Source organism: Mesorhizobium sp. M0800 (genome assembly GCF_040320095.1).
Lineage (GTDB): Bacteria > Pseudomonadota > Alphaproteobacteria > Rhizobiales > Rhizobiaceae > Mesorhizobium.
This window is the reverse complement of sequence record NZ_JAMYOZ010000042.1, coordinates 1-22,617: the sequence shown is the minus strand read 5'-3', so window position 1 is coordinate 22,617 and position 22,617 is coordinate 1. Positions and strand designations below refer to the sequence as shown.

Sequence of the window (22,617 nt, the reverse complement as noted above, 5' to 3'; positions counted from 1 at the left end):
TAGCGGTAAGTCGAGGTGTCGAACTCAGAACCCGGCAGACCCGCCGTGGGCACCGTCGACATAAGCCCGTCATATTTCTGCTTTCAATTGAAATTAGGTGGCCTGACTGATCCCGCCCGGCGGCAGATCTCCGCAACGGGGATCCTGTCGGCCTCCCTGCTTCAGGATGAACGCCTTCTGCGCGTCCGAGGCCACGGCCGTTCAGCTGCCGCACCTCGGCTTTCAACCATCTGAGTTCTAGATGGATGGGGTATCGATTATGTTCTTGCCAGCTCGCGGACCGATCCGACAGTGTGACTGTGGGCGGCGACATGGCGCAAGACGGCTCGCAGTTGCTCAGGCTCTGGCCCTCATCTCATTACCTACCCCAATCCCAAGTCTCGAATGCGGGAAAGGACCAACAATCACAACTGTCAATCCAGGGGAACGTCACATGAACAAGTTTGTAAGGATGATTGCAGCTGCAGCATCGTTCGCAGTTGCGTCCATCGCTTTGCCGGCCAATGCCGGCGCCGTACTCGAAAAAGTGCTCGCAACAAAAACGCTGAGGCTCGCAGTTGGGACGGACTGGGGGCCCCTTTCCCACTTGAACGACAAACAGGAACTCGTTGGTTATGATGTTGATGTCGCCAACGGCATCGCAAAATACCTCGGAGTAGAGGCCGAATTCGTGACGCCGGGATGGGACATCATCGTCGGAGCCAAGTGGCAGGGCCGTTGGGATGTCGCCATGGGCGCGATGGTGCCGACCAGGCCCAAGGCAGAAGTGCTTGTCTTCCCGGCTGTCTATTTTTGGAGCCCAGCTGTTGCCACTGTTCACCAGGACGGCAAGGCAACGAAGCCTTCCGATCTCGAGGGGAAGGTGATTGGCTTAACAGCGGCCAGCGAGTTTGAAGCGTATGCCAAGCATGAGTTTACGCCGGGTTGGGTAAACGCCAGCCCTGTTCACTATCAATTCAAGCCGGGCCAGCTGAAGACTTACGGAACGACCAGCATTGCATTTGATGATCTGCGCCTTGGCGACGGCGTTCGTCTTGATGCGGTCATCGCAGACATCACGGATGCGCGCGCCGCGATTAAGGCCGGCTACCCCTTGAGGATACTCGAGCCGGCGCTGTATTACGGGCCGGGAGCTATCTCAATTCTGCCTGGAGACAAGGAACTCAATGACAAGATTGCGGCGGCCATCAAGGAAATGAAGGACAATGGCACGCTTTCCAAGCTTTCGATCAAGTGGTACGACGCAGATTACACTGAGGAACAGTGAGGTCGCAAGCTAGACGGCCCAGCTTAGTCTGGGCCGCCATGTCATAGCGGATTCCTCATGCTCTATCAGGATACTTGAATCCTAGGTTCTCGTCCATAAACCACGGTTCATCGCCTCGATCTTCGCAGTCGCGGTGTTTTTTGGCGGTCAACCTGACGGGCACGATCATGGGCGAACTCATGCGGCCGGTGATCGGCGATCCGATTCACCGCTTCTACGGGCGCTTCGCGATCGCGTTTGTGATTGCGGTGAAGACTTTCAGCAGATGATCCGATCAAAGGCGGTCGCACGACTGGATGGTTGGCTCGAGCGCGCCAGGGCAAGCCTCGTCGCCTCTTTTGCCAATGGTGTCGAAAAGGACATCGCGGCAGTCCGCAACGCCATCATCTCCCCATGGTCGAACGGCCAAACCGAGGGCCAGATCACCAAGCTCAAACTAATCAAGCGGCAAATGTACGGCCGCGCCAAGATCGATCGGCTCCAGGCGCGTCTCGTCGGCGCGACCTGAGCCAAAGGTGCAGCGAGTTTGCGTCAGACCCCCGTTCGAAAATCACCCCTCAAACAGGGTCCTCGTTCCACGAAAAATCACACTCAAACGCGCAATCTTCTTCTACGAGCGCGGTGAGATTCGCGATCGCTCCTTCGACAAAAGCCAAGCTTTCCGCGCGTCCGGCCTCAATCTGGTGTCCACGGCGATCGTCCATTTGGAATACCGTATATCTGACCGCGCCGTCCATCTCCTGCGTCAGCGCGGGCACATTATGCCGAACGCCCTGCTCAAGCACGTTTCCCCACTGAGTTGGGAACACATCAACCTCACCGGTATCTACTCATGGGACGAGCCTCCTGACCTCGCGGGCGGCCTTCGGCCGCTCAGAACGCCAAGTGCGATCGAGCGCGCAGCATAGGTCCAATTCATATGCGAGGCGGAAGGGCTCACCGATGGTGCAAAAGCTGGGCGTTGTAGAGCGGCTTTCCCGCTGATCGAAAGTGGTGAGAAGACATCCACGATTCGATGGCGAGAGCGTCGATCGTCCCTCGGGTTTACTGCGAGAACAACGGAGCGTGTTATAACGGGATCAACGATCTGTGTCGTCTGAACCAAGCCTTGAGAGACTTCCTTATGGATAGCAGCGGGTGTGAGGATCGAGTGTGCCTTTCCCTCCATGACCATGTTTATAATCGTGGAAAGCGAATCCACCTCGAACCTTACATCCAGCATACAGCCATGGTGTGCGACGACATCGGCTACGGAGCGCCTTGCGTTGTTCGCGCGCATGGGCACTGCCAAGGGGAATGAACGCAAATCTGAAAGTCTGATCGAAGCTTCGAAAGGTGGTCGGCGGCGCGACGAGACAGAATTCTTCCGATGCCAACGCCTTCATCTGGCCGATGCTTTCCTCCGTCCTGTAGAGGATTGCCAAGGAAAATCGACCAGCTGACATCCACTCTTCCAAAGGCCCAGTCATTCCTTCGGTCATCTTGAGAGATACCCGAGGCAAATCGTTCCTCACCGCTTCCAGCAGCAGGCCGCTCATAACACGAGCCGCGCCAGACGGGATGCCGATTGTCAACTCTCCGGCGGGTGACGCCTTCTTGCTCGTGAGTTCGGCTTCGGTCAGTAGAATTTCATTGAGGATATTCCGCGCCCGAATAAGTAGCTTCTGCCCCGCATCCGTGGTTCTAACGCCGTTCCGTTCACGCACCAGCAGCTGCGTCCCGAACCCCTCTTCAAGCTGCCGGACGTGTAGGCTCAGCGCACTCTGTGCCACTTTAAGAAGACTGGCGGCCTCCACTACGCCGACGAAATACCGAAGTTGCCTGATATCCCCGATCGAAGATGTCCAGTCGAATGCGTTGCCGGAATTTATATCAATCTCGAAACGAGATGGCAAACGCGTTCGAAGATCAACCGGAATTTCCTTGCGTGACTCTCAGTTCTCAACGGCAGCGTCAGTAGATCTGCCGGATAGAGCCAGAATCTGATGAGCACGCCGAATAACGGGTGGGTCAATCATCTTTCCGTCCACCGCAAAAGCACCAAGCCCCTCTTTGGAGGCAGCGCGCTCCGCTTCGGCAACGCTCCGAGCCCATTCAATCTCGCCAGCACTCGGCGAAAATGCTTCGTTGAAAACTTTCACCTGGGCAGGATGAATGGCGAGCGCGCCAGCGAAACCAAGCCGCCGCGCATGAGTTGCGGTTTGCTGGAGCTTTTCAGTATCTCGAAACTCACCAATGATCCCGACAAAGCCTAGCGGAAGCAGGCCAGCGGCCCGGGCAGCGAACAACACTTCCAGGTTTAGCTGCAAGAGAAGATCGAATTCGGGCGAACCGCCAACAGCTGAACAAAAATCCTCTGGGCCAAGGGCCATGGCTGCCATCCTGGATCGGACGATGCGATTTCCGGCAAACGCTGTAAGGCACGCGGGCTCTCGATTTGAGTAAGAAATCGAATCTGGCCCGCAGCCAGCCCCCGCTTTTGCTCCAGCTGATTGACGGCACCGCCAACTTCCCTAACCCAGTCCGACGATTCGACCTTTGGCAGGACGAGAGCGTTCACCCCTGGAATGACGGATGCGTCGAGGTCAGCAGCAAGAGCGCAAAGCTCATGATTTACCCGCACCAAGGCGGATGCACCGTTACGTCGGACTGTGGCGACACTTTCGGAGAGCTGTTGCCGCGCCTCCTGCTTACTGCCTTCAGGAACGGCGTCTTCAAGGTCGAGGATAATACCATCAGCCCCTCGCTCCGGCGCCGATGCAATATTTGCGCTATACGCTGGAACGAAAAGCAGAGATCTCCAATGCGGAACGGCGTTCATGTTATCGTGCCTGTTGCTATGGACTTGAACCGCACCTCGCGCGGTCTCGGACCCGATTCCGGAAGATGGCTTAAGTGGCTTCCTGTACGTCCTGAGCACTACTCTCGTAGTTCCTCCCGAACACCGTCGGTGTGAGCGCCGAGCGCAGGGACAGGGCCGAACGAGGGTGGCTCGGAATCAAAGATCGCTGCAGGCGCGATCACATCAACGGTGCCTTCAGGCGTCCCCACAGGAACTCTACGAACATGCGGATGTTTGGAGACTGCCGGAACGTCGCGCAATCGGCCGTAAGCCAGACTTGCAGCTTCAAGCTCTTGCATGGCTTCTTCACTGGACAACTGAGAAAAGCGTGCCTGGATGATATCGTCAAGCCTGCCGCGTGTGTCAAACCGTTCCATGTTATCGGCAAATCCGGGCTGGCGCGTGAGCTCGGGCTTCTTCAAAAACATTGCGCAGAAGTTCACTCATTCGCGATCGTTTTGGACAAGAAAATGACATCCTTGCCGTCAGCACAACGGTAGGCTCCATAAGGTGCCAGCGATGGATGATCTACGCCGGCGCGAACGGTCCTATAATTGCTGTAGTCGTGCTGAAGAACCGGCACATTCATCCAGTCCACAATGGCGTCAAATAGCGACACCTGGATCGATGCCCCTCACCCGTCCGCTCTCGGTTGAAAAGTGCCTCAAGGATAGCGGAGTGTGCCGTCATGCCCGCCGAGATGTCGCAAACCGACACACCCACGCGGGCTGGGCTCTCCTGCGTGCCGGTGATGGCGCTGAGGCCGGATTCGGGTTGCACGATGAGGTCATACGCATTGAGGTGCGAAAAAGGCCCGCCTTCACCGAAACCGGAGATATCGCAGGGAATAAGGCGCGGGTAACGGCTGCGGAGATCCACCGAAGCGAAGCCGAGTTTGTCGATGCTGCCCGGCTTCAGATTCTGAATGAAGACATCTGCCTTGGCAATAAGCCCTTCCAGAACAGCTCTATCCGCCTCAGATCTGAGATCCAGGCATACTGACTCCTTGCCTCTGTTTAGCCAGACAAAGTAGGCACTCTGCCCCCGCACCAGCTTGTCGTAATTGCGAGCAAAGTCAACTTCGGGCCGCTCAATTTGATGACCCGCGCACCAGCATCGGCCAGACGGGAGGATGCATAGGGAGCGGCGACTGCCTGCTCGACAGCGAGGACGTAATGTCCTTGAGACTCTTTCTCATAGGCTAGCTCTACGCAACGTTTCGGGACTGCGCTCGACGCCGCTGGAGAACGGCAGCACGCGATTTTGCTCGTTTCCAACAATGGTTAGATCTTCGACCACCCATGCCGGGTTTCGCGAGCATCATGTCTGCCTGCGTTGCGATAGCAACGTGAACCGTTGCGTGTGCGGAAATTTCCGTCTCGCAGCAGGTTCCGCCGACATAGGCGCCGACTTTGTTTTCCTTGCAGATGTGAACTGCGCGGGCAGTGTCGGCGATTGAGCCGACATCGGGCGTCTTGATCTGGACGAGATGGGTGGCTTTTGCTTCAGCGAACAGCTGTATGTCTTCCAGCGTATTGCATCGCTCATCGACCACGATGCGCGCATGTGAACCGCGGGCGTCCAGCGTCGATACAATCTGCGCGTAGTTGTCGAATTGCGCCTGTGTCGACCCGAAATCAGCCGGCGATTCGATGTTCAAGATGAATTCCGGTACGGCGTCGGAGACCTCAGTGATAAAGTCGGACACTTTCAAAGGATCAAGACCAAACTCCAGACCGATTGATCTGTATACGTCGAAATGCAATGTTGGATGGTAATCCGGATGACCAATATCGCGTACGCGGTTCGCAACCCATTTCACAAATTCAATGAAGGTTTTCCCTCCGACCCAAACTTGCTCGGAGAATTGATCAAGCCATGTGGGAGGATATCAACGGACTTCAATATCATCTTGTCGACATTGATTTCGCGAGCATCCCCGCTTTGGCAATATAGCGGAACCCGATTGTTCGGCAGCGGCATTTCAAATTCAGCGCATACAACCTCGACCATTGTGGTTTTTGAAGCATGTGCAGCTGCCGCTATCAGCGCTTGACTGACGCCATACTCGATGGACAGGGGCAGACGCTTGCCCTCGAAGGACGCAAAGGCGCTGGTGCAAGCATCTCGAAACTTTGATACGTCCGCTCCCAGAAGCCGCGGGTCAACTTCATAATCCGGTCTGGATCAAACAGCGGATCACGCCCGCCCGCACCGGAGTACTGCACGGCCATCATGTCGCCCCAGACAATTGCATCGTCCGCACAAGGCCGATACTGAGACGATGCGGGGTACTCGAATAGACTTGAAGCGCGGGGTTAACGGTTCACCCACATAGAGAAACCCGTTGTGGCCAGCACCAGACCGGATAGCAGCCTGGTCATCGTAAAAGAAGGCAGCAGTTCCGGGCGTAAGAATTATAGCTTTGATCAGCACAATAATTCTTCTCGAATTGGGGCGTACCGTTATTGGCTGGCCGTTGAAAATTGAGGTCCGGGTCACTTGGATTCGGTGACGCCAATACAAAGCGTCGAAGGCTATCATCGCATTTCGAGATTGACCGCTGCAGCACCTTACGTGCATCGACAAATCGTCAGTTCAGCCCCGACATGGCCAGATTCCGCGGTCAGATTGCCTTTCTGAACGCGGAGAGAATTGGCTGGTGCGTTCGCGCTGCGGCTTGTTGAACAAGTCGGCGGGAGCCCTGCTCCTCAATCGTTCCTATGGAGCAAAGTCAGACGCGATCGGAGATGCAGCGGACGAAAACCGATTCGGCTTCTCGCTCCTGCTGTTCGCCGGAAAGACGGCAAGGGTGGTGACCCTCCTGATCTAGCAGCTTGCTCGGACATTGGTCGCGGCTCCAAGGAAACTCATGCGAGCGACAGTGGAGCAGGCGCTCCATGCTCGTCGATGGCACGTTTACACTAACTTCGCCATCTGGCTAAACTTAATCTTGAGCGGATCAGAAAGAAGAGCGACGAAAGCTAACTCGGGCCGCCCATCTGTAGTGACTCACTCACTGTTCCTTAGAGTAATCGGCACCGTACCACTTCTTCGAAAGCTCAGAGAGCGTGCCGTCGTCCTTCATTTCGTTAACAACGGCTGCAATCTTCTCACTGAATTCTTTGTCGCCTCGAAGAATAGCGATTGCTCCAGGCCCGGAATACAGCGCTGGCTTGAGAATCTTGAGAGGGTAGCCTGCCTTGATTACCTCCTGAGCGCTCAAGGCGTCTGTGAGAACTGCATCCAGGCGAACCCCATCGCCAAGACGCAGATCATCATATGCAATGTTGGCAGTCCCGTACGTCTTGACCTGGCCAGCCTTGAATTGGTACTGAATGGGCTTGGCGTTTGTCCAGGCTGGCGTTAGACTATGATTGGCATAGTCGGCATCGGAGGAGCCCCCTGTTACGCCAACCACCTTTCCCTCAAGGTCCGAAGGCTGGGTTGCTTTGCTGTCCTTGTGAACGACGGCAACCGAGGGTACCCATATATTGACAGCCGGGAAATTAAGCACTTTTGCCCGAGCCTCGGTCGGCACCATTTGACCCATGGCGATATCCCAACGGCCCTCCCACATGCCTGAAGTGATGACGTCCCAGCTCGGCGTAACGAATTTCGGCTCCACACCGAGCGATTTTGCGATCTGCTTTACGATATCGACGTCGTAGCCAACTAGCTCGTGATTCTTGTCCAAGTGCGAGATCGCACCCCAGTCCGTTCCCACGGCCACCGTCAGCGTCTTTGACTGCAGCACTTTGTCTAGCACTTCGCCCGCATGGGCCTGGCCGAATGGCACCACCGATGCGACTATGAGTGATGCTGCAGTCGCAAAGAGCGTTATAAGCTTGTTCATATGAAGTTCCCCAATATGTGATTTTGATTGCTAACACGGGCCAAGCCCGCGCATTGAGATTGGGACTGGCAGATAGCGCTATTAGGTTCGAGACCCGAGCAGGCGACGGCGCATCATTGCATCCGTACCCAAGCGGATAGTGTCGATCGGCCGATCAACTGACAAGAATATTTTCGATATGATATCCATCGAGAACTGAGATGGCCCAGTTACACGATAGTTTCAAATTTGGCCAACGTAGAGAACATTGTGGAAACTCGCCTTGCAATTGACCGTTGCCCATTGGGGTGGACATGGTGGCTGAATAGAGTTGCTTCAGAGGGCGTGATGGGCGCGGATTGGCAAGCGGCGGACGGTCTGACGGCCTGGTGGAGCCTTAGCTTCGAGGAATTGGGCTTGCTGGAAACGAAGCTGCCCCATACGCGGCTTGGTTTTTCCGCGCAGCTCAAGATGTAGGGCTGCGCCGGGCGCTTTGCGCAAGGAGCAGCTGAGTTCCCGGGTGGCGCGCTCGCCTACCTGGCCCAGCGACTGGACGTCGCTGACCGACATCGAAGCTTACGACTGGCAAGGACGAACAGGTCGCCAGCAGCGCGCAGAGGTGCTCAGATATCTCGGCATTCGGCAGTCGACCGGCCGGGATATGGATCGTGCCTTGCGCTGGGCGACGAAAGGTCTCTGCCCGCTGGGATTGTCGCCGGCGATCATGGTCGACCGGTTGACGGCATGGTTTGCTGAGCAGCGTGTCGGCTGTCCGGAAGGGGAGGCTCTTGACCGGCTGGTTGCTACGGCGCAGCGTCGCTTTGAGGATCAGGTGCTGGCGGCTGTCGACGCGGCACTGTCGCCTGAGTTGAAGGCCCGGCTGGATTCGTCGCTGGCCGACGCGGATCCGGTGTCCGGCTTCAGCAGCTTGAAGGCCGACCCCGGCCAGCCCAACCTTGACAACATCCTTCTTGCGGCGCGCCGGCTCGATTTCGTGCGGTCGCTGGCGCTGCCGGCGGCTACGACGCTCGCTTTCGACAATCCGATCGCTCGGACATTGCGCCGTCCTGGTAGCCAATGAGGCGGCCTGGCGGATGCGGCAGCATCCGCAAGGACGGCGGCATGCGCTTTACGCCGTTTTCCTGGCGCAGCGGAGCCGTGAGATCACCGACGGGCTCATCGATCTTCTGGTGGAGGTAGTCCACAAGGTCGGCTCGCAGGCGAAGCGGTCCGTGGTCAGGGCGCTCGCCCGGGAGAACGGGTTCATGGCAAGGAGACTATGCTGATCCGGATCGCCGAAGCGGCGACCGAAAAACCCGACGGCATCGTGCGTGACGTGGTGTTTCCGGCTGTGGGTGGCGAACCCGTGCTTTCCGCCATTTTGCGCGAGCACAAGGCGGCGGGCACGTTCGAGCGGCGGGTTCATGCGGCGTTGCGCTCCTCCTATGCCCGACATTATCGGCGGATGTTGCTAGCGGTGCTGACGACGCTGGAATTTCGATCCAACAATGCCAGGCACCGCCCGGTTCTGGAGGCGCTCGATCGGCTGAAGCGCTTTCGCGATGACGGCTGACCTGTCACCGAATTTTCATCCAGCGGCAATTAGAGTCTCGGCGGGTTGTACGCCGTATGGCGCGGGTTGAGCAACGGGCGATCGGCGGAGCTGGTCGGGGTTGTGCAGCTGATCGCCCTTGCGGTGAGATTGGCGGAATAGGCGCGGGCGTGATGTAGCCGAGCGCCGAATGTGGGCGCGATCGGTTGTAGTCGTCCGCCCATTCGGCGATCGTCGTCTGCGCATGGTCGAGGCCGAAGAACAAGGTTTCGTTCAAGAGTTCGTTGCGCATCCGGCCGTTGAAGCTCTCGCAGAAGCCGTTCTGCATCGGCTTGCCCGGCGCGATGTAATGCCATTCCACCTTGTGATCCTTGGATCAGGGAGGGTGGCGTTCGAGGTGAACTCGGTGCCGTAGACGGAGACGATCATGCCAGGCTTGCCGCGGCGGGCGACCAGTTTCGTCAGTTCGCGCGCGACACCCCGGCCCGAGATCGAGGTGTCTGCGATCGCCGCCAGGCATTCGCGTGTCATGTGGTCGACGATTGAGCACGCGGAAGCGCCTGCCGCGGGGAACTGGTCGTGGAAAATCCAGCGACCAGCGGGCGTTCGGCCTTGCCTCGGCCAGAACCGGGGCGCGGGTGCCAACCGCGCGTCGTCGTGACCGTCGCATGCGAACCGTCAGCCCTTCCTCGCGATAGAGCCGATAGATGCGGTTGGTCCCCGACGGCTCGCCCTCGCGTCTGAGCAGGATGAACAGCCGCCGATAGCCGAAGCGCCGGCGCTCATTGGCAAGGTCTCGCAAGCGGCCGCGCAGTTCCGTCTCAGGCGGCCGGCAGGACCGGTAACGGATCATCTTGCGGTCGGCAGCGACGATCGAGCAGGCCCGCCGCTCCGACAGGCCCATGGCGGCCCTCAGATGCGCGACGCCTTCGCTTGGCGACGGGCCCTACCACTTTTTTGTAAGAAGCTCGCGCAGCGCCGAGGCTTCCAGCATCTGGTCGGCAAGCAGCTTCTTCAGCTTCGCGTTCTCCTCCTCCAGCGCCTTCAGCCGCTTGGCGTCCGACACCTCCATCCCGCCATATTTGGCCTTCCAATTATACAGCGTCGCCTCCGAGATCCCGTGCTTGCGGGCCAGATCGCCCGCCTTCGCCCCCGCCTCGTGTTCGCGCAAAACCGCGATGATCTGCTCTTCCGTAAATCGCTTTCTCTTCATCAGTCCGTCCTTCAAACGAGGCCGGACTCTAATCCCAACTGGAGGAAATTACCCGTGGCAGGTCACGGCCGCCGCGTCATCCGTCCCGAGGACAAAATCCCGATCGACGGCGTTGTCTCGGCCAAGTGGCGCGATCTGGTGGTTGAGAAGGATAGCGCCGGAGGCTTTCAGATCAACCGGATCAATTACGAGATCTGCGTCACGACGGCGCTGCGCGAACGGCTACGCTGCAAGGAGATCTGGGTAGTCGGAGCGGACCGCTACCGCAATCCGGACGAGGATCTGCCGCAGGATTTTCAAGAGCGCCGCGCGGACTATTATCGCGACCTTGGCCGCAGCCAGGATGCACAGGCCCTCGATCACGCCGTTCGACCCGTTGCCGGCGCCGCCCGATCTCGAGGCGGTCAAGGCGGAGCTCGAACGCCGGTGGCCGATGACGGATCTGATCGACGTGCTGACGGAGACCGCGCTGCGAACCGGCTTTCTGAACGAGTTCTCTACTTCCGGCGATAGAGTCATTCTCGATCCCGATACGCTGCGTCGTCGGCTGGTTCTGTGCCTCTACGGCCTCGGCACCAATGCCGGTCTGAAGCGGGTCAGCGCCGGGACGGAGGACGTCAGCTACGCCGATCTGCTGCATGTGCGCCGCCTGTTTATCCACAAAGAGGCCGCCGCGATCGTGACGAATGCGATTCTGGCCACACGCGACCCCCGCATCTGGGGCGAGGCGGGCACGGCCTGTGCCTCGGATTCCAAGAACTGGGATCAGAACCTGATGACCGAATGGCATGTCCGCTCCAACGGGTCGCGGTGTGATGATCTACTGGCACATGGAGCGGCAGGCGACCTGCATTTACTCCCAGCTCAAGCGCTGCTCGTCTTCCGAGGTGAGCGCGATGATCGAGGGTGAGCTGCGTCGCTGCACCGACATGACCGTCGAACGCCACTATGTCGACAGCCACGGGCAGAGTGAGGTGGCGTTCGCCTTTTGCCATCCGCTCGGCTTTGAGTTGGCACCACGGCTGAAGGCGATCGTCCGGCAGAAGCTCTATTTGCCGGAGGCGGGGTTGCGCGGCGCGCTGGGCAATCTTGCGCCGATCCTCAGCAGGGCGATCGACTGGCGGCTGATTGAGCAGCAGTACGATGAGATGATCAAATACACGGCCGCTCTGCGGCATCGCACGGCCGAGCCCGAAGCAATCCTGCACCGTTTTGCCGGAACGACCGTGCAACATCCGATCTATGCCGCGTTGGCCGATCTCGGCAAAAAGACGACCGGGGTGGCTGGAGCGGATGGGCCGACGACCATCGCGGGCTGACGCCGGCCATCCACGGCCACATCAACCCCCCTATGGGCGTCTCGATGCCGATCTCAGCCGACGAATCGACTTCGAACAGCGCTTGGCGGCGTGAAGCGGAAAGGAAAAGTTCGTGCCCGTATCGAAAAAGCCCCGGAAGAAGAAGACCGCCCCGAAATCCAGCACATCGCATAAGGCCGGCGCTCTGCCTCCGATGCGGGGATCGGCGCGGCATGGACGGGTTCATGGCCGGTCTTTTCGGCGGAGGGCGTGGGAGCGACCCGACGGACGCCGCGCAAGACATCATGTATGAGGCTTGGGAAGCCGACCAGTCGCAGCAACGTATCGCGCTGGCCAGGAAAGCGCTGAAGGTATCGCCGTTGTGCGCCGACGCCTATGTGCTTCTGGCCGAAGAGGAGGCGGGCTCTGTCGAGGAAGTGCTCGACTACTACGAGAAGGGCGTTGCGGCGGGTGAGGTGCCGCTCGGACCGGAAGGGTTTGAGGAATATGCCGGTCACTTCTGGGGTTTTCTCGAGACGCGCCCCTACATGCGGGCGCGGGCCGGCTTGGCTGCCGCGCTCCGTCGGCTTGGTCAGCATCAGGAGGCCATCGACCATTATCAAGCGATGCTCGAGCTCAATCCCAATGACAATCAAGGCATCCGCTACGTGTTGGCCGGGCATTTTCTGGCACGCGACGACATCAAGGCCTTGAAGAAGCTGCTCAAACAGTACGAAGACGATTGCGCTGCTGCATGGCTCTACACGCGGGCCCTTCTTGCCTTCCGCGGAAACGATCCGGGCGCTGAAAAGCTGGCCGAGGAGGCCTGGCTCGCGAACAGCGATGTGCCCGGCGTCCTGTCCGGAAAGCAGCCACTGGTTGCCTCTCCGGACGGCTATATCACCTTGGGCGGCGAGGATGAGGCAGCTGACGACGTTGAGGAAAACGACCAGCCTGGCAAGCCACGCCCGGCGCCATCGAGTGGCTGACCCGGGTGACGGCATCCCTGCTACCGAAGCGCGGCCAGTCGATCGCCTGCGCCAGCCGCACCAGTTCGTGCTTCATGTTGATGATCTGATCCCGCCGGGAGCGGAACAGATCCTGCTCTCGCGCCGCTCGCGTGGTCTCGACGTCGCCGCTCCTCGATTCACCGCCGCTAAAACCGAGTGAATCCACGCTTCGTCATACAAGGGAAATGCAAAATCAAAATTGCAAGAAAAGCTCGCTTAACGATCGCCTTTCTTGCAATACCACGCCGCAGCGGCATTTTGTAGCGCCTTTTGATTGAAGTCACGACGGCTGCTTGCCGGATACTGAAAGCTTTAGCGGCCGAGATAGATAGACCAGCCTTTCGTTGGCTTCCACGTGAGCTCCAGATCGAATGGCGCAGACAGTGGACCCTGCAGGTGCGTAGATAATTTGGGGATCAGCCGACAGCGTGTCCATCGAATGGAGGATGCCGAGAAGATCACCCTTCTTGACAATATCAAGTGCCGCACAGCGGGGCTCGAATATCCCTGGTGCTGGCGAGATTAAAAAGTCAGATGAGAGTGTTTCCAGTGTCTGACCTGATTTCTGGTGACGGAAGCTTGGAAACTCCGCTTTTCCTTCAACAAGCCCGAGGGCAATGAGGGCATTGCGTACGCCAGCTTCATAGATCGACAGCGACACGGCGCCGACTGTACCACCGCCGAACTCCGCGCAAACGAACACCTTGCCCTGGCTGTGTGCGAAGGTATCGAACATTCCCGGCGTATCATCGCGTTCCCAGAGCAAGGTCACAGGCAACTTAAATGCCTCTGTCATCTGAAGTGTCTTGGCCATCAGATCGGCGTCGGCAACCGGATGGGTAATGCTCGCTGGCGGAAACTCCCAATCTGGCCCAAAGCTATGCAAGTCGAAAATTGTTTCCACAGATGGAACCAACACACGCGAAACAGCGTCCGCGATTCGTTCGGTTACTGACCCCTCCACGCGGCCAGGAAACACTCGATTGAGGTCCAGGCCATCAGCCGGCGTATTACGGGTCCATGCCCTAACCGCGAGTGGATTGAGCTCGGGAAGGATGATAACTTTTCCGCAGGTTTGCGCCTTTGGAAGCCAATCAACAAGCCGCCGGGCCACAATGGGCCCCTCCAATTCGTTGCCATGACACCCGCCAGTGATAAGCAGGCGAGGCCCTTCCCCCTTGTTGCAGTAGAAGACCGGGAGCGAAAGGGTTTCGTGATCAGTCCCTTCGGGGACCACAAGATATCCGGTGCTCACGCCGGGTATGTTCAGATCAAAAGTCAGGTGCGGTTTATTCGTCATTGCAACCTCCGTTTAAGGCGTACGCAGCTTTGCGCTGCAATCACAGAATGCAGTTGTATTGGATCCGGTAGCGTGCCGTGGTCAGGCCAATGTCGCTTGAATCGTAATTTTCGTCCCGAATGGCCCTGAGAGTTTTTGAAGTCGCTCGAGTGCTTTTCGCCTGTGCCCAGTCACAAACCGTGGAACCCCACGAGTTGCGAACTTTTTGTAGGAACAAGAGCCGCAATTCACGATCGGTTCTGCTCGAAACGGCTGACGGTTACAATGCTCTAGTAATAGACGGCTCGGCAGCGACCTTACAAATCCTTCTGCCGTGGGATATCCCTTTGCCTCCTCATCGACCGTTAACCTTTACATCGGGATTTGTCCTTGGCTTTCTGCGCCCAAAAGAAAGACGATGTTCCTCCCGATTCCGCATTCTGCTCTTTTGCTTGCATGACGTCATTCGCACTTCGAGCGGCCGTCAAATATAATCTATCTATCTAGAGCATCTGGTTTTGAGATGATCCGAATTCGGGGGATCGCCCTTGTCGGTGCCGCCTCACTGCAGGTTTCGGTGCATCACATTCGGCGACTGATCGCAGCTCGCGTGTCTCGGCGGGCCGTTGCCCGCCGTGCTCGCTGCCAGGTCGGGACCCGTATAGCCGTCTGCGCCGGCTAGCATATGCCCTAAAGCTAGAAAGATGTAGTACGCCGCCGGATACCACGCCAAGCGCGCGGCGCGAGTTTGTTCGGATGCTCATGGCTGTCGGGCCGCCTTTCAAAGCTGTGCGTTCAGTCGAAGTTGAGAAACAGAGCCGTTTCCTTGCGCTTCCAATCGAACTGTTCCGGTGCTCCGCAGTCGGGCAGAATCTCCACGACCGAAAGGCGCAGCATCTGATCGGTCCTCGAGCGGAAGCCGCTCTGCCTCGATCCCGGCGTCTGAGTCCAATAACCAGGTGCATTAGCGACGCCCCATGATGTGAAGCGCTTGCGGTATTCACGCAGTGCGTTGGGTCCGAACCGAGTACCGGGCCTGTAGCCAACACCGCCGTCATAAGGAATGCCGAGGAACGCTACGTCGCCGCTGCCCTGCAACAGATCTTCGCGAACTGGAGATTTGACGAAGGTTGCCAAACCGACCGAGGTCAGATTGGCGATTATATCGCCGTGACATAAGGTTACCTTTTAAAGCTGAATCAATCGTTTACTTCATGACCGACTGGCGTTTGGCGAAAATCGAACCGAGAAATTCCAAGATCATCACGCTGGCCAAGAGGCATGTCCTTCCGCCCTCATCGACCATCGGATTCACCTCAACGAGGTCAAAGCCGACAACATTACTGGTAGCGGCAACGCCTCTGAGTAGCCCGCGAACTTCGTGATAAAGGAGGCCGTCAGGTGTTGGGGAGCCTGTGCCCGGCGCAATCGAGGGATCGAGCCCATCAATGTCAATGCTCACAAAGACATTTCCAAGATCAGGGAAGCGATCCAATATGCCCTTGACACCCTCATCGCGGACCTCGTCCCGGGTAATAACGATCGCGCCCGCTTCCTCTGCATCTCGCACCTGATCGGCGGTGGTGCGAACGTCTCGTATGCCGATCTGGACCATGTTTCGGACGAACGGCAGTTCTTTGATCCGGCGCATGGGCATCGCGTTGGCATGACGGACCCCATCGATCTCATCACGCCAATCCATGTGGGCGTCGATGTGCACGACGTCGATCGTTTCGAAGCGAGAGAACGCGCGGACATTCGGATAACTGACGGAATGGTCACCTCCAACTATCACGGGGAATGCCTTTTGATCGAGAATTGCTTCGATGCTTGAACTGATAAGGCGCGAGTTCCTGTCAAAGTCATAAAAGGCGATGTCAACATCGCCGCAATCGACCATCCGTATTCCGTCCAAGTAACGCTGTCTGTCCTTGATGTCCCAGTAGCCATTTGAAGAGTGACCGCCCCAGGCGCCGTAGCGGACGGACAGATTACGGATTTCACGGGGCCCGAATCTTGTGCCCGGCCGCCAACCGTTTCCTCCATCGTAGGGCACCCCGAGGAATGCGATATCTGCGTCGATCTTGCTGAACTCCTCGACGACTGGAGCCCGAAGAAATGATGTCAGTCCTACGCTCGGCAGGCCTGCGGCGTATCGCGGCTGTGTCATTGGTGTTTCCTTCTCTTGCATGATTATGAGGTTGTGACAGCTTTCGAAATCCCTGGCGTCCGCTCAGGCAGCCCGTCTAAGGGAAGATGGCAGGCGATTCGATACCCTGAGGCGGCCTTCCGCACCGGAGGGATTTCGACTTCGCCGATCGTTCCGACTTGGCGAGGACAGCGGCCTTGGAAAACACACTCCCGCGAGCTTGTCGCGATCAACTTTACATATTTCTGCCTCGTCGGGCGGACGCAGCTCGAACCACTGCAGTCAGTATATGTCACTTGGCGTTGGACTCACCAACATCAAGTCGCGAACGGTACCATCGCGCTTCCAGATGACTAGACGACGTTGCCCTTGGCGTGCACCCGGTTTAAATTGGACCGCTACCCGATGCGCTTTAACGGGCGCTAGCTAGTTTCCGTCCATAAACGCCCATTTTGGTGGTGTTTACAGAGGTTTGCCGCAGGAAGGACGTCGTTTGCGGTACCGGGCCGACGCGAAGTCCCATGGATCGCGCCAGAAAGAACTCGCCGGACGGAAGTTAGTCATGGCTATGGAGCCGGCGCCTGCCGGCGGGGCTGCTGACCCGCGCAATGGCTCGGCATCAGGTCGGTTTGAGACGCGTGCGAAGAGGACGAGATTATAGGCCACGACCGAGGACCAGACGTAGCTCTTGAAGTGATCAAGGCCGCGCCAGGTGCAGCGCGCCAAGCCATAAGCGCGCTTGAGGCATGAGATGTCGGCCTCGATGCCGGCACGGAAGTTGCGCAGCTTGCGGTAAACCCAATTGTGCTTCTAACCATGTCCTCGATCCTGGGGCCGGCTTTCTTGTGGAATGCCATGTCGCGAACGCCCAAGGTCTTGGCTGTAGCCAGATTGTCGCGACTGGCAAAGCCGCCGTCGGCCGCCGCCTGCCGCGGCGCGTGACCATAGAAGGCGATGTGGCGTTCCAGCATCGGCAGCAATCGATCGCTGTCGCGCGGATTGCCCGCCTCGATCACCAGGTCGAGGATCATGCCCGCCGGCCGGCACTTGCTCGCCGGCCAGCACTCGCCGCTCATTCTGTGCGATGATTTGCTCGATCAGCGGCCGATAGTGACAGAGTTGGGCTTGCCAGAGTTCGACGAGCGAAGTGCTCGCCATGGCCAATCGTTCCGTCGCCTGCTTCAGATAGGCCAAGGTCGCGCAGGCGATCGCGATCAGTTCACGGTAGAGTTGGACGCGGTCGTGTCGGCCGCGTGTGAACTGGATCTTGCGGGCGCGCTTCTTGGCCGCGCGGCAATGATCGCGCCATTCCAGGCCGGCGCCACCGGCCAAGGCATCAGCCTAATTCAATAGGCGCACCATGACCCGCACAGCGTCCCACAGCAGGCTGCTGTCGCTCGGGTCGTGCATGAGTGCCGAGGTCACAGTGCTGTCCAGCCGCACGACCGCACCATCTTCCAGTTTTGCCTGACGGGCATTCGACAGCAGCGCCCGATTGATCCCTTCCCAGGTCTCGGGCCGGATCGCGCTGATCGTCCTTTGCAGCACCGACTTCCGCGGGCTCCAGGACCACGGCAGGCGGGCAAAGGCCCGGAACGATGCCGAGTCCTCCAGATGAAATGCCAGCTCCTGATAGGTCAACTGCCGGTATTGCTTGAGAAGCGCGCAACGCAAGACCGCTTCAGCAGGTAGGCCTTGCCGTCCGGTGGCCTGACGCCGTGCCGACCCAAATCTCGCGCCACCAAGCCAAGCAGATCGCGGCGCTCGTCCAGCCAGTGCGACATCGCCTTCAGTTCGTGGCCGATCTCGTGCGTGGCAAAAAGATCGAATATGCTTATATGAAATGGGGTATTCGGCTTGAGCCTCACCCTTCAGACGGCAGTGGATGGTAGAGGTGCTGCGCTTCGCAGCGATGGTAAACGTGGTCCATGTTTTGCAACAGCCACAAGCATCAGAAAGGAAGCGCAGCATGCAACATTATATCGGCCTCGATGTCTCGGTCAAAGAGACCGCCGTCTGCATTGTCGATGAAACGGATAAGATTTGCCGAGAGGTGAAGGTTCCCAGCCATCCCGATGACCTGATCGCCGTTTTGAAAGACCCGTCATGGCAGATCGAACGGGTGGGTCTTGAAGCCGGGCCTCTGTCGCAGTGGCTGTTCGAAGATTTGGCCAGAGGGGGATTACCGGTGATCTGCATTGAGACGCGTCACGTCAAGGCGTTCATGAAGGCGCAGCCGAACAAGACCGATCGCAACGATGCACGTGGCATCGCGCAGATGATGCGGGTTAATCTATACCGTCCTGTGCATGTGAAAACGCTGACGAGCCAGAAGCGGCGAGCCCTGCTGACGGCGCGCAAGCTACTGCAGGGAAAAGCGATTGCCATTGAAAACGACATTCGCGGACTTTTGCGCAATTTTGGGCTGAAGGTCGGGAACGTTGGAGCGGTCAAATTCGAGGAGCGTATCTGCGAGCTGGTCGACGGCATGGCTGATCTCCAGGAGATCATGGAGCCGCTGCTGACAGTGAGGCGTAAACTGCGTTTCGCCCGGTTGGACAAAAAGGTTCTGGATATCGCGCGCAACGATGAAATGTGCCAGCTTCTGATGACGGTCCCCGATATCGGGTGCCGTTGTAGCCCTGGCATTCACGAGCACCATCGACATTCCACAGCGGTTCAAGAACTCGAAGGCTGTCGGCTATTGGGGCTGACGCCGAAGCTCAACGAGTCGGGGGAAAGCAAACGCGTTGGCCGCGTCTCGTTATGCGGTGACGCAATGATGCGAGCGCTGCTTTACGAAGCTGCCCAGACCCTGCTGAACAATGTGAAAAAATGGTCATGGCTGAAGGCCTGGGCGATGAATGTCGCCAAACGGAGCGGCAAGAAAAACGCCACTGTTGCGCTCTCCCGCAGGCTGGCGGTGATCATGCATCGCATAATGAGTGACGGCACCGAATTTTGCTGGACGAGGGATGCTTTGCCGGCTGCCGGCTGAAACCAATCGGATAACGGCGCGGCATAAAAGAAGGAGATAACGGAATCCGCAAACCGGCGGATAGGTGCCCTTCACGGGACGATGGTGAAGTAAGTTCGCTGACTCTCCCGTTCGATCGTAAATAACGCTCAGAACGTATATGAGATTGTTCTACTTCATCATTCTGAACCCATAATGCGAGGGCCGAAGGGCCGATCCCGGAGAGAAGCAAGAGCCTGCGAAAGACATCAAAAGCCAGAGACGCGGACCCTCCGACCACAGAACAGCGGCAAACTCCGGCCCGATGCCCTTCAGGTCGAGCAGCATCGCCGGTGCCGGCGAGACAACCTCCGTGGCCGCGAGCATGGCATCGCGCTCGGTCTCGACCGCCTTGATCTGCTCGAGCAGCAGTTCGAGCCTGTCGAGTTCCCGGCCGACCTGCGCCTGCAGATGGGCCGGCAAGGGTCGGCCGTCGCCGGTCTTGAGCGCCTCCAATCTCTTCCGCCGGTCGCGGCGCAGCGGCTCGTAGCCGGACACGCCCTGGGCGAACAGCAGGCCTTTGACGCGATTGACGTGTCGCACGCGCTCGTTCGTCAAGGCCTTGCGCTCACGCGAGATGCGGCGACGGTCTTCTTCCTCGGGCGTCGGCACCCGGAGCATCGCACACACCCGTGGCTCGCCTCGCTTGAAGGCCAGTAACGCCCGGACCAGCGCCTCACCGTCGATCTTGTCGGTATTTGGCCCGGCGCCGCCGGCGCGAGGTTGCAATCGATGCCGGATCGACGACGTGGCTTTCGATTCCTTCGGCTTGCAGCACGCGATGGATCCAGAAGCCGTCGAGCCCGGCCTCCTGGATCACGATGATCGGAAAGCACTGCCCGGTCCGAGCCTCTGCCTTTTCCTGAGCTCGGCAAAGCGCGCCAGCATGCCGGCGACGTCGCCGGTCGCCACCATATGTTTCGACATCTTCTCCCCGCCACCCGGCGACAGGGAGGTGATCAGCCATTTCGAGCGGCTCAATTCCAATGAGATGAAAATTGCGCCAAGATCGGTGCGGATAGCGGTCGGCGCTTTCGGTCGGTGAGCTGCAACGGTCATGCTTGTCTCCAGAGGTAGGGTGTTTGTGTTTAAGCAACCGCACTTTGCCACAGCGCAGGTCCCTATCCACCCTCCTCATAGGATCTGGCTTGGACGGTGCGTTCTTGGCGCATTGTCGGCTCCGGCGGCTGCAGATTGTGCTTTGGAATCAATGGCATGAGACCAAAGTGTACCTGAAACCGCCGGGCCTGGCCTGCGCAAAACTCCGAGAACAATATCAATATGTTGGCGTTTATGGACGGAAACTAGTCTCTCATGTTCCCTGTCAAGGTTGAAGGCAAGAAGGCTCGCCTGCTTGGCAGGTTTGCGAAGCAGTCGCACCGGCTGAAGCTGCACAGGGCTGGGGGTGGAGCTCAGAGACGACGGTTGATCAGACTCTCATCCGCGGGTTGGGTACCGGCCTTCCGTATCTTCGTCTCGGGGCTGTCCTCGGTCTAGAGGGCGGGCGTCGGGCGCATCGGCTTGGCCACATAACTAGCGACGGGAGTTCCCCACCGTGGCCCCACCCCCAACACTGTGCAGCGGGTTGGGTCGAGACCGGCTATGACGGCGCGACCTCCCGGCCGATGGCCCACAAGAAGGCGGCCATCTCGCGTGCGATCGCAGCCACGACCACCGGCGGTTTCTTGCCGGCGGGGCTGAGGCGACGATAGCGGGCGCAGAGCCGGAGCTGCCCCTTCCAGGCAATATCGCGGACGGCCTTGGGCAGCCCCTCGAGCCGCACCCTCAGGGTCTCACTGACCCTGGCAGGATAGCGGTAAGTCCATGCCGCTTCGACCCGGGCGCGGCGGGCGCGTCGATTGCCGGCGAGCGTAAGGCTCGACCGGCGAACCGTGTCACCGGTCGAGCGCTCCCCCGGGACAAGGCCGAGAAAGGCCATCAACTGCGGCGGCGTATCGAAGCGACGCACATCCCCAATCTCGGCCGCAAATATCAGTGCGACCAGGAACGAGGCGCCGCGCATGGCCTGATAGGCCTCAACGACTCGCGCCATGGACCAAGTTGGCACGACGGCGCGCAACTGCTCATCCAGGCGGTGTAGTCGCTGAGCCGCGTCCTCGATCGCGTCGATCTTCTCCTGGAACACGATCTGCTGCGCGGTATGCTCGAAGTTCTGTCGGGCAAGCCAGCGCCGGTGCGCCAATGTCCAATGACCGCCGTTCTGGTAGATCCGCCCATGGCGCAGAAGGAATGAGAGCAGCTGCTGGCGTTTGCGGCGCAGGTCGTCGGCTGCGGCTTCGCGGGCTCGGACCAGATCGCGGACAGCCTCGTGGACTACGTCCGGCACCCACACCCCGATCAGTTCGCCCGACCGATGCAGTCGCGCCAGCGTGACCGCGTCCCGCCGGTTGGTCTTGACGCGCTCGCCCGGCCGCTTCGGGATCAGGGCCGGCGCAACCACCATGCAGTCGTGACCAAGATCGCGGACCTGCCGGCACAACCCATAACCCGTCGGCCCAGCCTCGAAGCAGACGTGCAGTCGATCATACTTTCTTCCCAGCTTCTTGATCGTCCGCTCTATCGCCGCCGGACTATTCTCGACCTCGCCGACGAACCGGACCTCGCCGGTGCGGCCGCCCTCCGCGATCGCAACCGCGTGCTTCTTCTTGGCTACATCAAACGCGACAAATGCTTCGCTATACTCTCCCATGGCTCGCTCTCCGTGCGTGAGGATCGGCTCGCGAGCAACCCTCGTCTTTTAATCGCACGAAAGGGCGGGCCACCGTTCCCTGCCTCGGAACATGACGTCTAGCGCTGATTAAAGCGCATCGGGTAGCGGTTCAATTTAAACCGGGTGCATGCCAAGGGCAACGTCGTCTAGTCATCTGGAAGCGCGATGGTACCGTTCGCGACTTGATGTTGGTGAGTCCAACCCCAAGTGACATATACTTGACGTGCAGTGGTTCGAGCTGCATCCGCCCGACGAGGCAGAAATATTTAAAGTTCGCGACAAAGCTAGCGATCACAACCGCCCATCAGAAGGTATGGGCAATTAAAGAGGTGAAACCCCAATGCTCGATACTTATCCTACCAAAGGTATGCGGTGGCCCGCTTGGGTGAAGCAGCGTTTGGCGTTCCACGGTGCACCCCTTGGAA

The 22,617-nt window shown here is 58.8% G+C and carries 16 protein-coding genes and 11 pseudogenes; 12 read left to right on the top strand and 15 right to left on the bottom strand.

The genetic code is table 11. The features are described 5' to 3' along the window. Positions 1 to 433 precede the first annotated feature (433 nt). The 4 genes and pseudogenes from NKI18_RS30280 to NKI18_RS30265 form a co-directional block, all read left to right on the top strand. Positions 434 to 1,267, top strand: coding sequence for a transporter substrate-binding domain-containing protein (locus NKI18_RS30280; protein ID WP_353021599.1), 834 nt, complete (start codon positions 434 to 436; stop codon positions 1,265 to 1,267). A gap of 109 nt (positions 1,268 to 1,376) precedes the next feature. Beyond that, a pseudogene (locus NKI18_RS30275) lies at positions 1,377 to 1,518 on the top strand (amino acid ABC transporter permease); the annotation flags it as partial. 5 nt (positions 1,519 to 1,523) lie between these two features. Further along, a pseudogene (locus tag NKI18_RS30270) lies at positions 1,524 to 1,775 on the top strand (transposase); the annotation flags it as partial. An 82-nt stretch (positions 1,776 to 1,857) separates the two neighbouring features. Then, positions 1,858 to 2,175: pseudogene (locus NKI18_RS30265) on the top strand (Tn3 family transposase); the annotation flags it as partial. 119 nt (positions 2,176 to 2,294) lie between these two features. Here NKI18_RS30265 and NKI18_RS30260 read toward each other — a convergent pair. The 8 genes and pseudogenes from NKI18_RS30260 to NKI18_RS30225 form a co-directional block, all read right to left on the bottom strand. Then, a pseudogene (locus NKI18_RS30260) lies at positions 2,295 to 3,102 on the bottom strand (LysR family transcriptional regulator); the annotation flags it as partial. A 99-nt stretch (positions 3,103 to 3,201) separates the two neighbouring features. Next, a complete protein-coding gene (locus tag NKI18_RS30255) occupies positions 3,202 to 3,639 on the bottom strand; it encodes an aldolase/citrate lyase/malate synthase family protein (protein WP_353021597.1) in 438 nt (145 codons plus the stop codon). After that, the gene (locus NKI18_RS30250; RefSeq protein WP_353021595.1) at positions 3,567 to 4,088 is read right to left on the bottom strand and encodes an aldolase/citrate lyase family protein; all 522 of its coding nucleotides are present in this window, start codon (positions 4,086 to 4,088) and stop codon (positions 3,567 to 3,569) included. Before NKI18_RS30250 ends, NKI18_RS30255 begins: the two co-directional genes overlap by 73 nt. Before the next feature lie 98 nt (positions 4,089 to 4,186). Beyond that, positions 4,187 to 5,293 (bottom strand): annotated as a pseudogene (locus tag NKI18_RS30245) (CaiB/BaiF CoA transferase family protein); the annotation flags it as partial. Positions 5,294 to 5,316: 23 nt separating this feature from the next. After that, positions 5,317 to 6,020 (bottom strand): annotated as a pseudogene (locus tag NKI18_RS30240) (methylaspartate ammonia-lyase). A gap of 135 nt (positions 6,021 to 6,155) precedes the next feature. After that, positions 6,156 to 6,343 (bottom strand): annotated as a pseudogene (locus NKI18_RS30235) (methylaspartate ammonia-lyase); the annotation flags it as partial. After that, the gene (locus NKI18_RS30230; protein ID WP_353021593.1) at positions 6,309 to 6,653 is read right to left on the bottom strand and encodes a hypothetical protein; all 345 of its coding nucleotides are present in this window, start codon (positions 6,651 to 6,653) and stop codon (positions 6,309 to 6,311) included. The pseudogene NKI18_RS30235 and the gene NKI18_RS30230, both read right to left, overlap by 35 nt. A 472-nt stretch (positions 6,654 to 7,125) precedes the next feature. Further along, a complete protein-coding gene (locus NKI18_RS30225; protein WP_353021591.1) occupies positions 7,126 to 7,965 on the bottom strand; it encodes a transporter substrate-binding domain-containing protein in 840 nt (279 codons plus the stop codon). 327 nt (positions 7,966 to 8,292) lie between these two features. Here NKI18_RS30225 and NKI18_RS30220 point away from each other — a divergent pair, with 327 nt between their 5' ends. The 4 genes from NKI18_RS30220 to NKI18_RS30205 are packed head-to-tail and all read left to right on the top strand — an operon-like array spanning position 8,293 to position 9,517. Further along, a complete protein-coding gene (locus tag NKI18_RS30220) occupies positions 8,293 to 8,421 on the top strand; it encodes a hypothetical protein (RefSeq protein ID WP_353021589.1) in 129 nt (42 codons plus the stop codon). 43 nt (positions 8,422 to 8,464) lie between these two features. Beyond that, positions 8,465 to 9,025: a DUF4158 domain-containing protein gene (locus NKI18_RS30215; protein WP_353021587.1), complete on the top strand. Its 561-nt coding sequence runs from the start codon at positions 8,465 to 8,467 to the stop codon at positions 9,023 to 9,025. Positions 9,026 to 9,038: 13 nt separating this feature from the next. Further along, entirely contained in the window at positions 9,039 to 9,230 is a 192-nt protein-coding gene (locus NKI18_RS30210; protein WP_352824053.1) for a hypothetical protein, read from the top strand. Continuing rightward, positions 9,224 to 9,517 (top strand): hypothetical protein, encoded by a 294-nt coding sequence (locus NKI18_RS30205; protein ID WP_353021584.1) that lies wholly within the window; start codon positions 9,224 to 9,226, stop codon positions 9,515 to 9,517. The genes NKI18_RS30210 and NKI18_RS30205 overlap by 7 nt, the downstream gene beginning before the upstream one ends. Before the next feature lie 15 nt (positions 9,518 to 9,532). Here the strand turns inward: NKI18_RS30205 and NKI18_RS30200 are convergent. Further along, a pseudogene (locus NKI18_RS30200) lies at positions 9,533 to 10,709 on the bottom strand (IS3 family transposase). Between NKI18_RS30200 and NKI18_RS33465 the strand changes: the two are divergent. From NKI18_RS33465 to NKI18_RS30180, 3 genes and pseudogenes are all read left to right on the top strand, one after another. Then, a pseudogene (locus NKI18_RS33465) lies at positions 10,686 to 11,977 on the top strand (Tn3 family transposase); the annotation flags it as partial. The pseudogenes NKI18_RS30200 and NKI18_RS33465 sit on opposite strands and share 24 nt — an antisense overlap. Positions 11,978 to 12,252: 275 nt before the next feature. Then, complete coding sequence (locus NKI18_RS30185; protein WP_353021580.1) at positions 12,253 to 12,996, top strand: tetratricopeptide repeat protein; 744 nt, start codon at positions 12,253 to 12,255, stop codon at positions 12,994 to 12,996. Continuing rightward, positions 12,989 to 13,177, top strand: a complete 189-nt coding sequence (locus NKI18_RS30180; RefSeq protein WP_353021630.1) for a hypothetical protein — start codon at positions 12,989 to 12,991, stop codon at positions 13,175 to 13,177. The genes NKI18_RS30185 and NKI18_RS30180 overlap by 8 nt, the downstream gene beginning before the upstream one ends. 120 nt (positions 13,178 to 13,297) lie before the next feature. On the opposite strand, the gene NKI18_RS30175 is transcribed toward NKI18_RS30180, so the two are convergent. The 4 genes and pseudogenes from NKI18_RS30175 to NKI18_RS30160 all read right to left on the bottom strand — a co-directional run. Further along, the gene (locus NKI18_RS30175; protein WP_353021577.1) at positions 13,298 to 14,317 is read right to left on the bottom strand and encodes a M14 family metallopeptidase; all 1,020 of its coding nucleotides are present in this window, start codon (positions 14,315 to 14,317) and stop codon (positions 13,298 to 13,300) included. Between the two features lie 774 nt (positions 14,318 to 15,091). Further along, positions 15,092 to 15,433, bottom strand: coding sequence for an arginase family protein (locus NKI18_RS30170; protein ID WP_353021574.1), 342 nt, complete (start codon positions 15,431 to 15,433; stop codon positions 15,092 to 15,094). A gap of 70 nt (positions 15,434 to 15,503) precedes the next feature. Then, entirely contained in the window at positions 15,504 to 16,466 is a 963-nt protein-coding gene (speB, locus tag NKI18_RS30165) for an agmatinase (protein ID WP_353021572.1), read from the bottom strand. A gap of 612 nt (positions 16,467 to 17,078) precedes the next feature. Then, positions 17,079 to 18,313: pseudogene (locus NKI18_RS30160) on the bottom strand (transposase); the annotation flags it as partial. A gap of 17 nt (positions 18,314 to 18,330) precedes the next feature. Between NKI18_RS30160 and NKI18_RS30155 the strand changes: the two are divergent. After that, positions 18,331 to 19,443, top strand: a complete 1,113-nt coding sequence (locus NKI18_RS30155) for an IS110 family RNA-guided transposase (RefSeq protein WP_353021569.1) — start codon at positions 18,331 to 18,333, stop codon at positions 19,441 to 19,443. A 246-nt stretch (positions 19,444 to 19,689) separates the two neighbouring features. On the opposite strand, the pseudogene NKI18_RS30150 reads toward NKI18_RS30155, so the two are convergent. Together NKI18_RS30150 and NKI18_RS30145 are read right to left on the bottom strand one after the other, a co-directional pair. Further along, a pseudogene (locus NKI18_RS30150) lies at positions 19,690 to 20,520 on the bottom strand (IS110 family transposase); the annotation flags it as partial. A 541-nt stretch (positions 20,521 to 21,061) separates the two neighbouring features. Then, positions 21,062 to 22,171, bottom strand: a complete 1,110-nt coding sequence (locus tag NKI18_RS30145; RefSeq protein ID WP_353021566.1) for an IS110 family RNA-guided transposase — start codon at positions 22,169 to 22,171, stop codon at positions 21,062 to 21,064. Positions 22,172 to 22,617 lie beyond the last annotated feature (446 nt).

Bases quoted from the DNA above. Each gene is read 5' to 3' on its own strand.
- NKI18_RS30255 (WP_353021597.1), bottom strand. From the start codon at position 3,639: ATGGCCCTTGGCCCAGAGGATTTTTGTTCAGCTGTTGGCGGTTCGCCC.
- NKI18_RS30250 (WP_353021595.1), bottom strand. From the start codon at position 4,088: ATGAACGCCGTTCCGCATTGGAGATCTCTGCTTTTCGTTCCAGCGTAT.
- NKI18_RS30205 (WP_353021584.1), top strand. From the start codon at position 9,224: ATGCTGATCCGGATCGCCGAAGCGGCGACCGAAAAACCCGACGGCATC.
- NKI18_RS30155 (WP_353021569.1), top strand. From the start codon at position 18,331: ATGGTAGAGGTGCTGCGCTTCGCAGCGATGGTAAACGTGGTCCATGTT.
- NKI18_RS30220 (WP_353021589.1), top strand. From the start codon at position 8,293: ATGGGCGCGGATTGGCAAGCGGCGGACGGTCTGACGGCCTGGTGGAGC.
- speB (WP_353021572.1), bottom strand. From the start codon at position 16,466: ATGACACAGCCGCGATACGCCGCAGGCCTGCCGAGCGTAGGACTGACA.
- NKI18_RS30185 (WP_353021580.1), top strand. From the start codon at position 12,253: ATGGCCGGTCTTTTCGGCGGAGGGCGTGGGAGCGACCCGACGGACGCC.
- NKI18_RS30280 (WP_353021599.1), top strand. From the start codon at position 434: ATGAACAAGTTTGTAAGGATGATTGCAGCTGCAGCATCGTTCGCAGTT.
- NKI18_RS30175 (WP_353021577.1), bottom strand. From the start codon at position 14,317: ATGACGAATAAACCGCACCTGACTTTTGATCTGAACATACCCGGCGTG.
- NKI18_RS30225 (WP_353021591.1), bottom strand. From the start codon at position 7,965: ATGAACAAGCTTATAACGCTCTTTGCGACTGCAGCATCACTCATAGTC.
- NKI18_RS30210 (WP_352824053.1), top strand. From the start codon at position 9,039: ATGCGGCAGCATCCGCAAGGACGGCGGCATGCGCTTTACGCCGTTTTC.
- NKI18_RS30145 (WP_353021566.1), bottom strand. From the start codon at position 22,171: ATGGGAGAGTATAGCGAAGCATTTGTCGCGTTTGATGTAGCCAAGAAG.
- NKI18_RS30230 (WP_353021593.1), bottom strand. From the start codon at position 6,653: ATGATAGCCTTCGACGCTTTGTATTGGCGTCACCGAATCCAAGTGACC.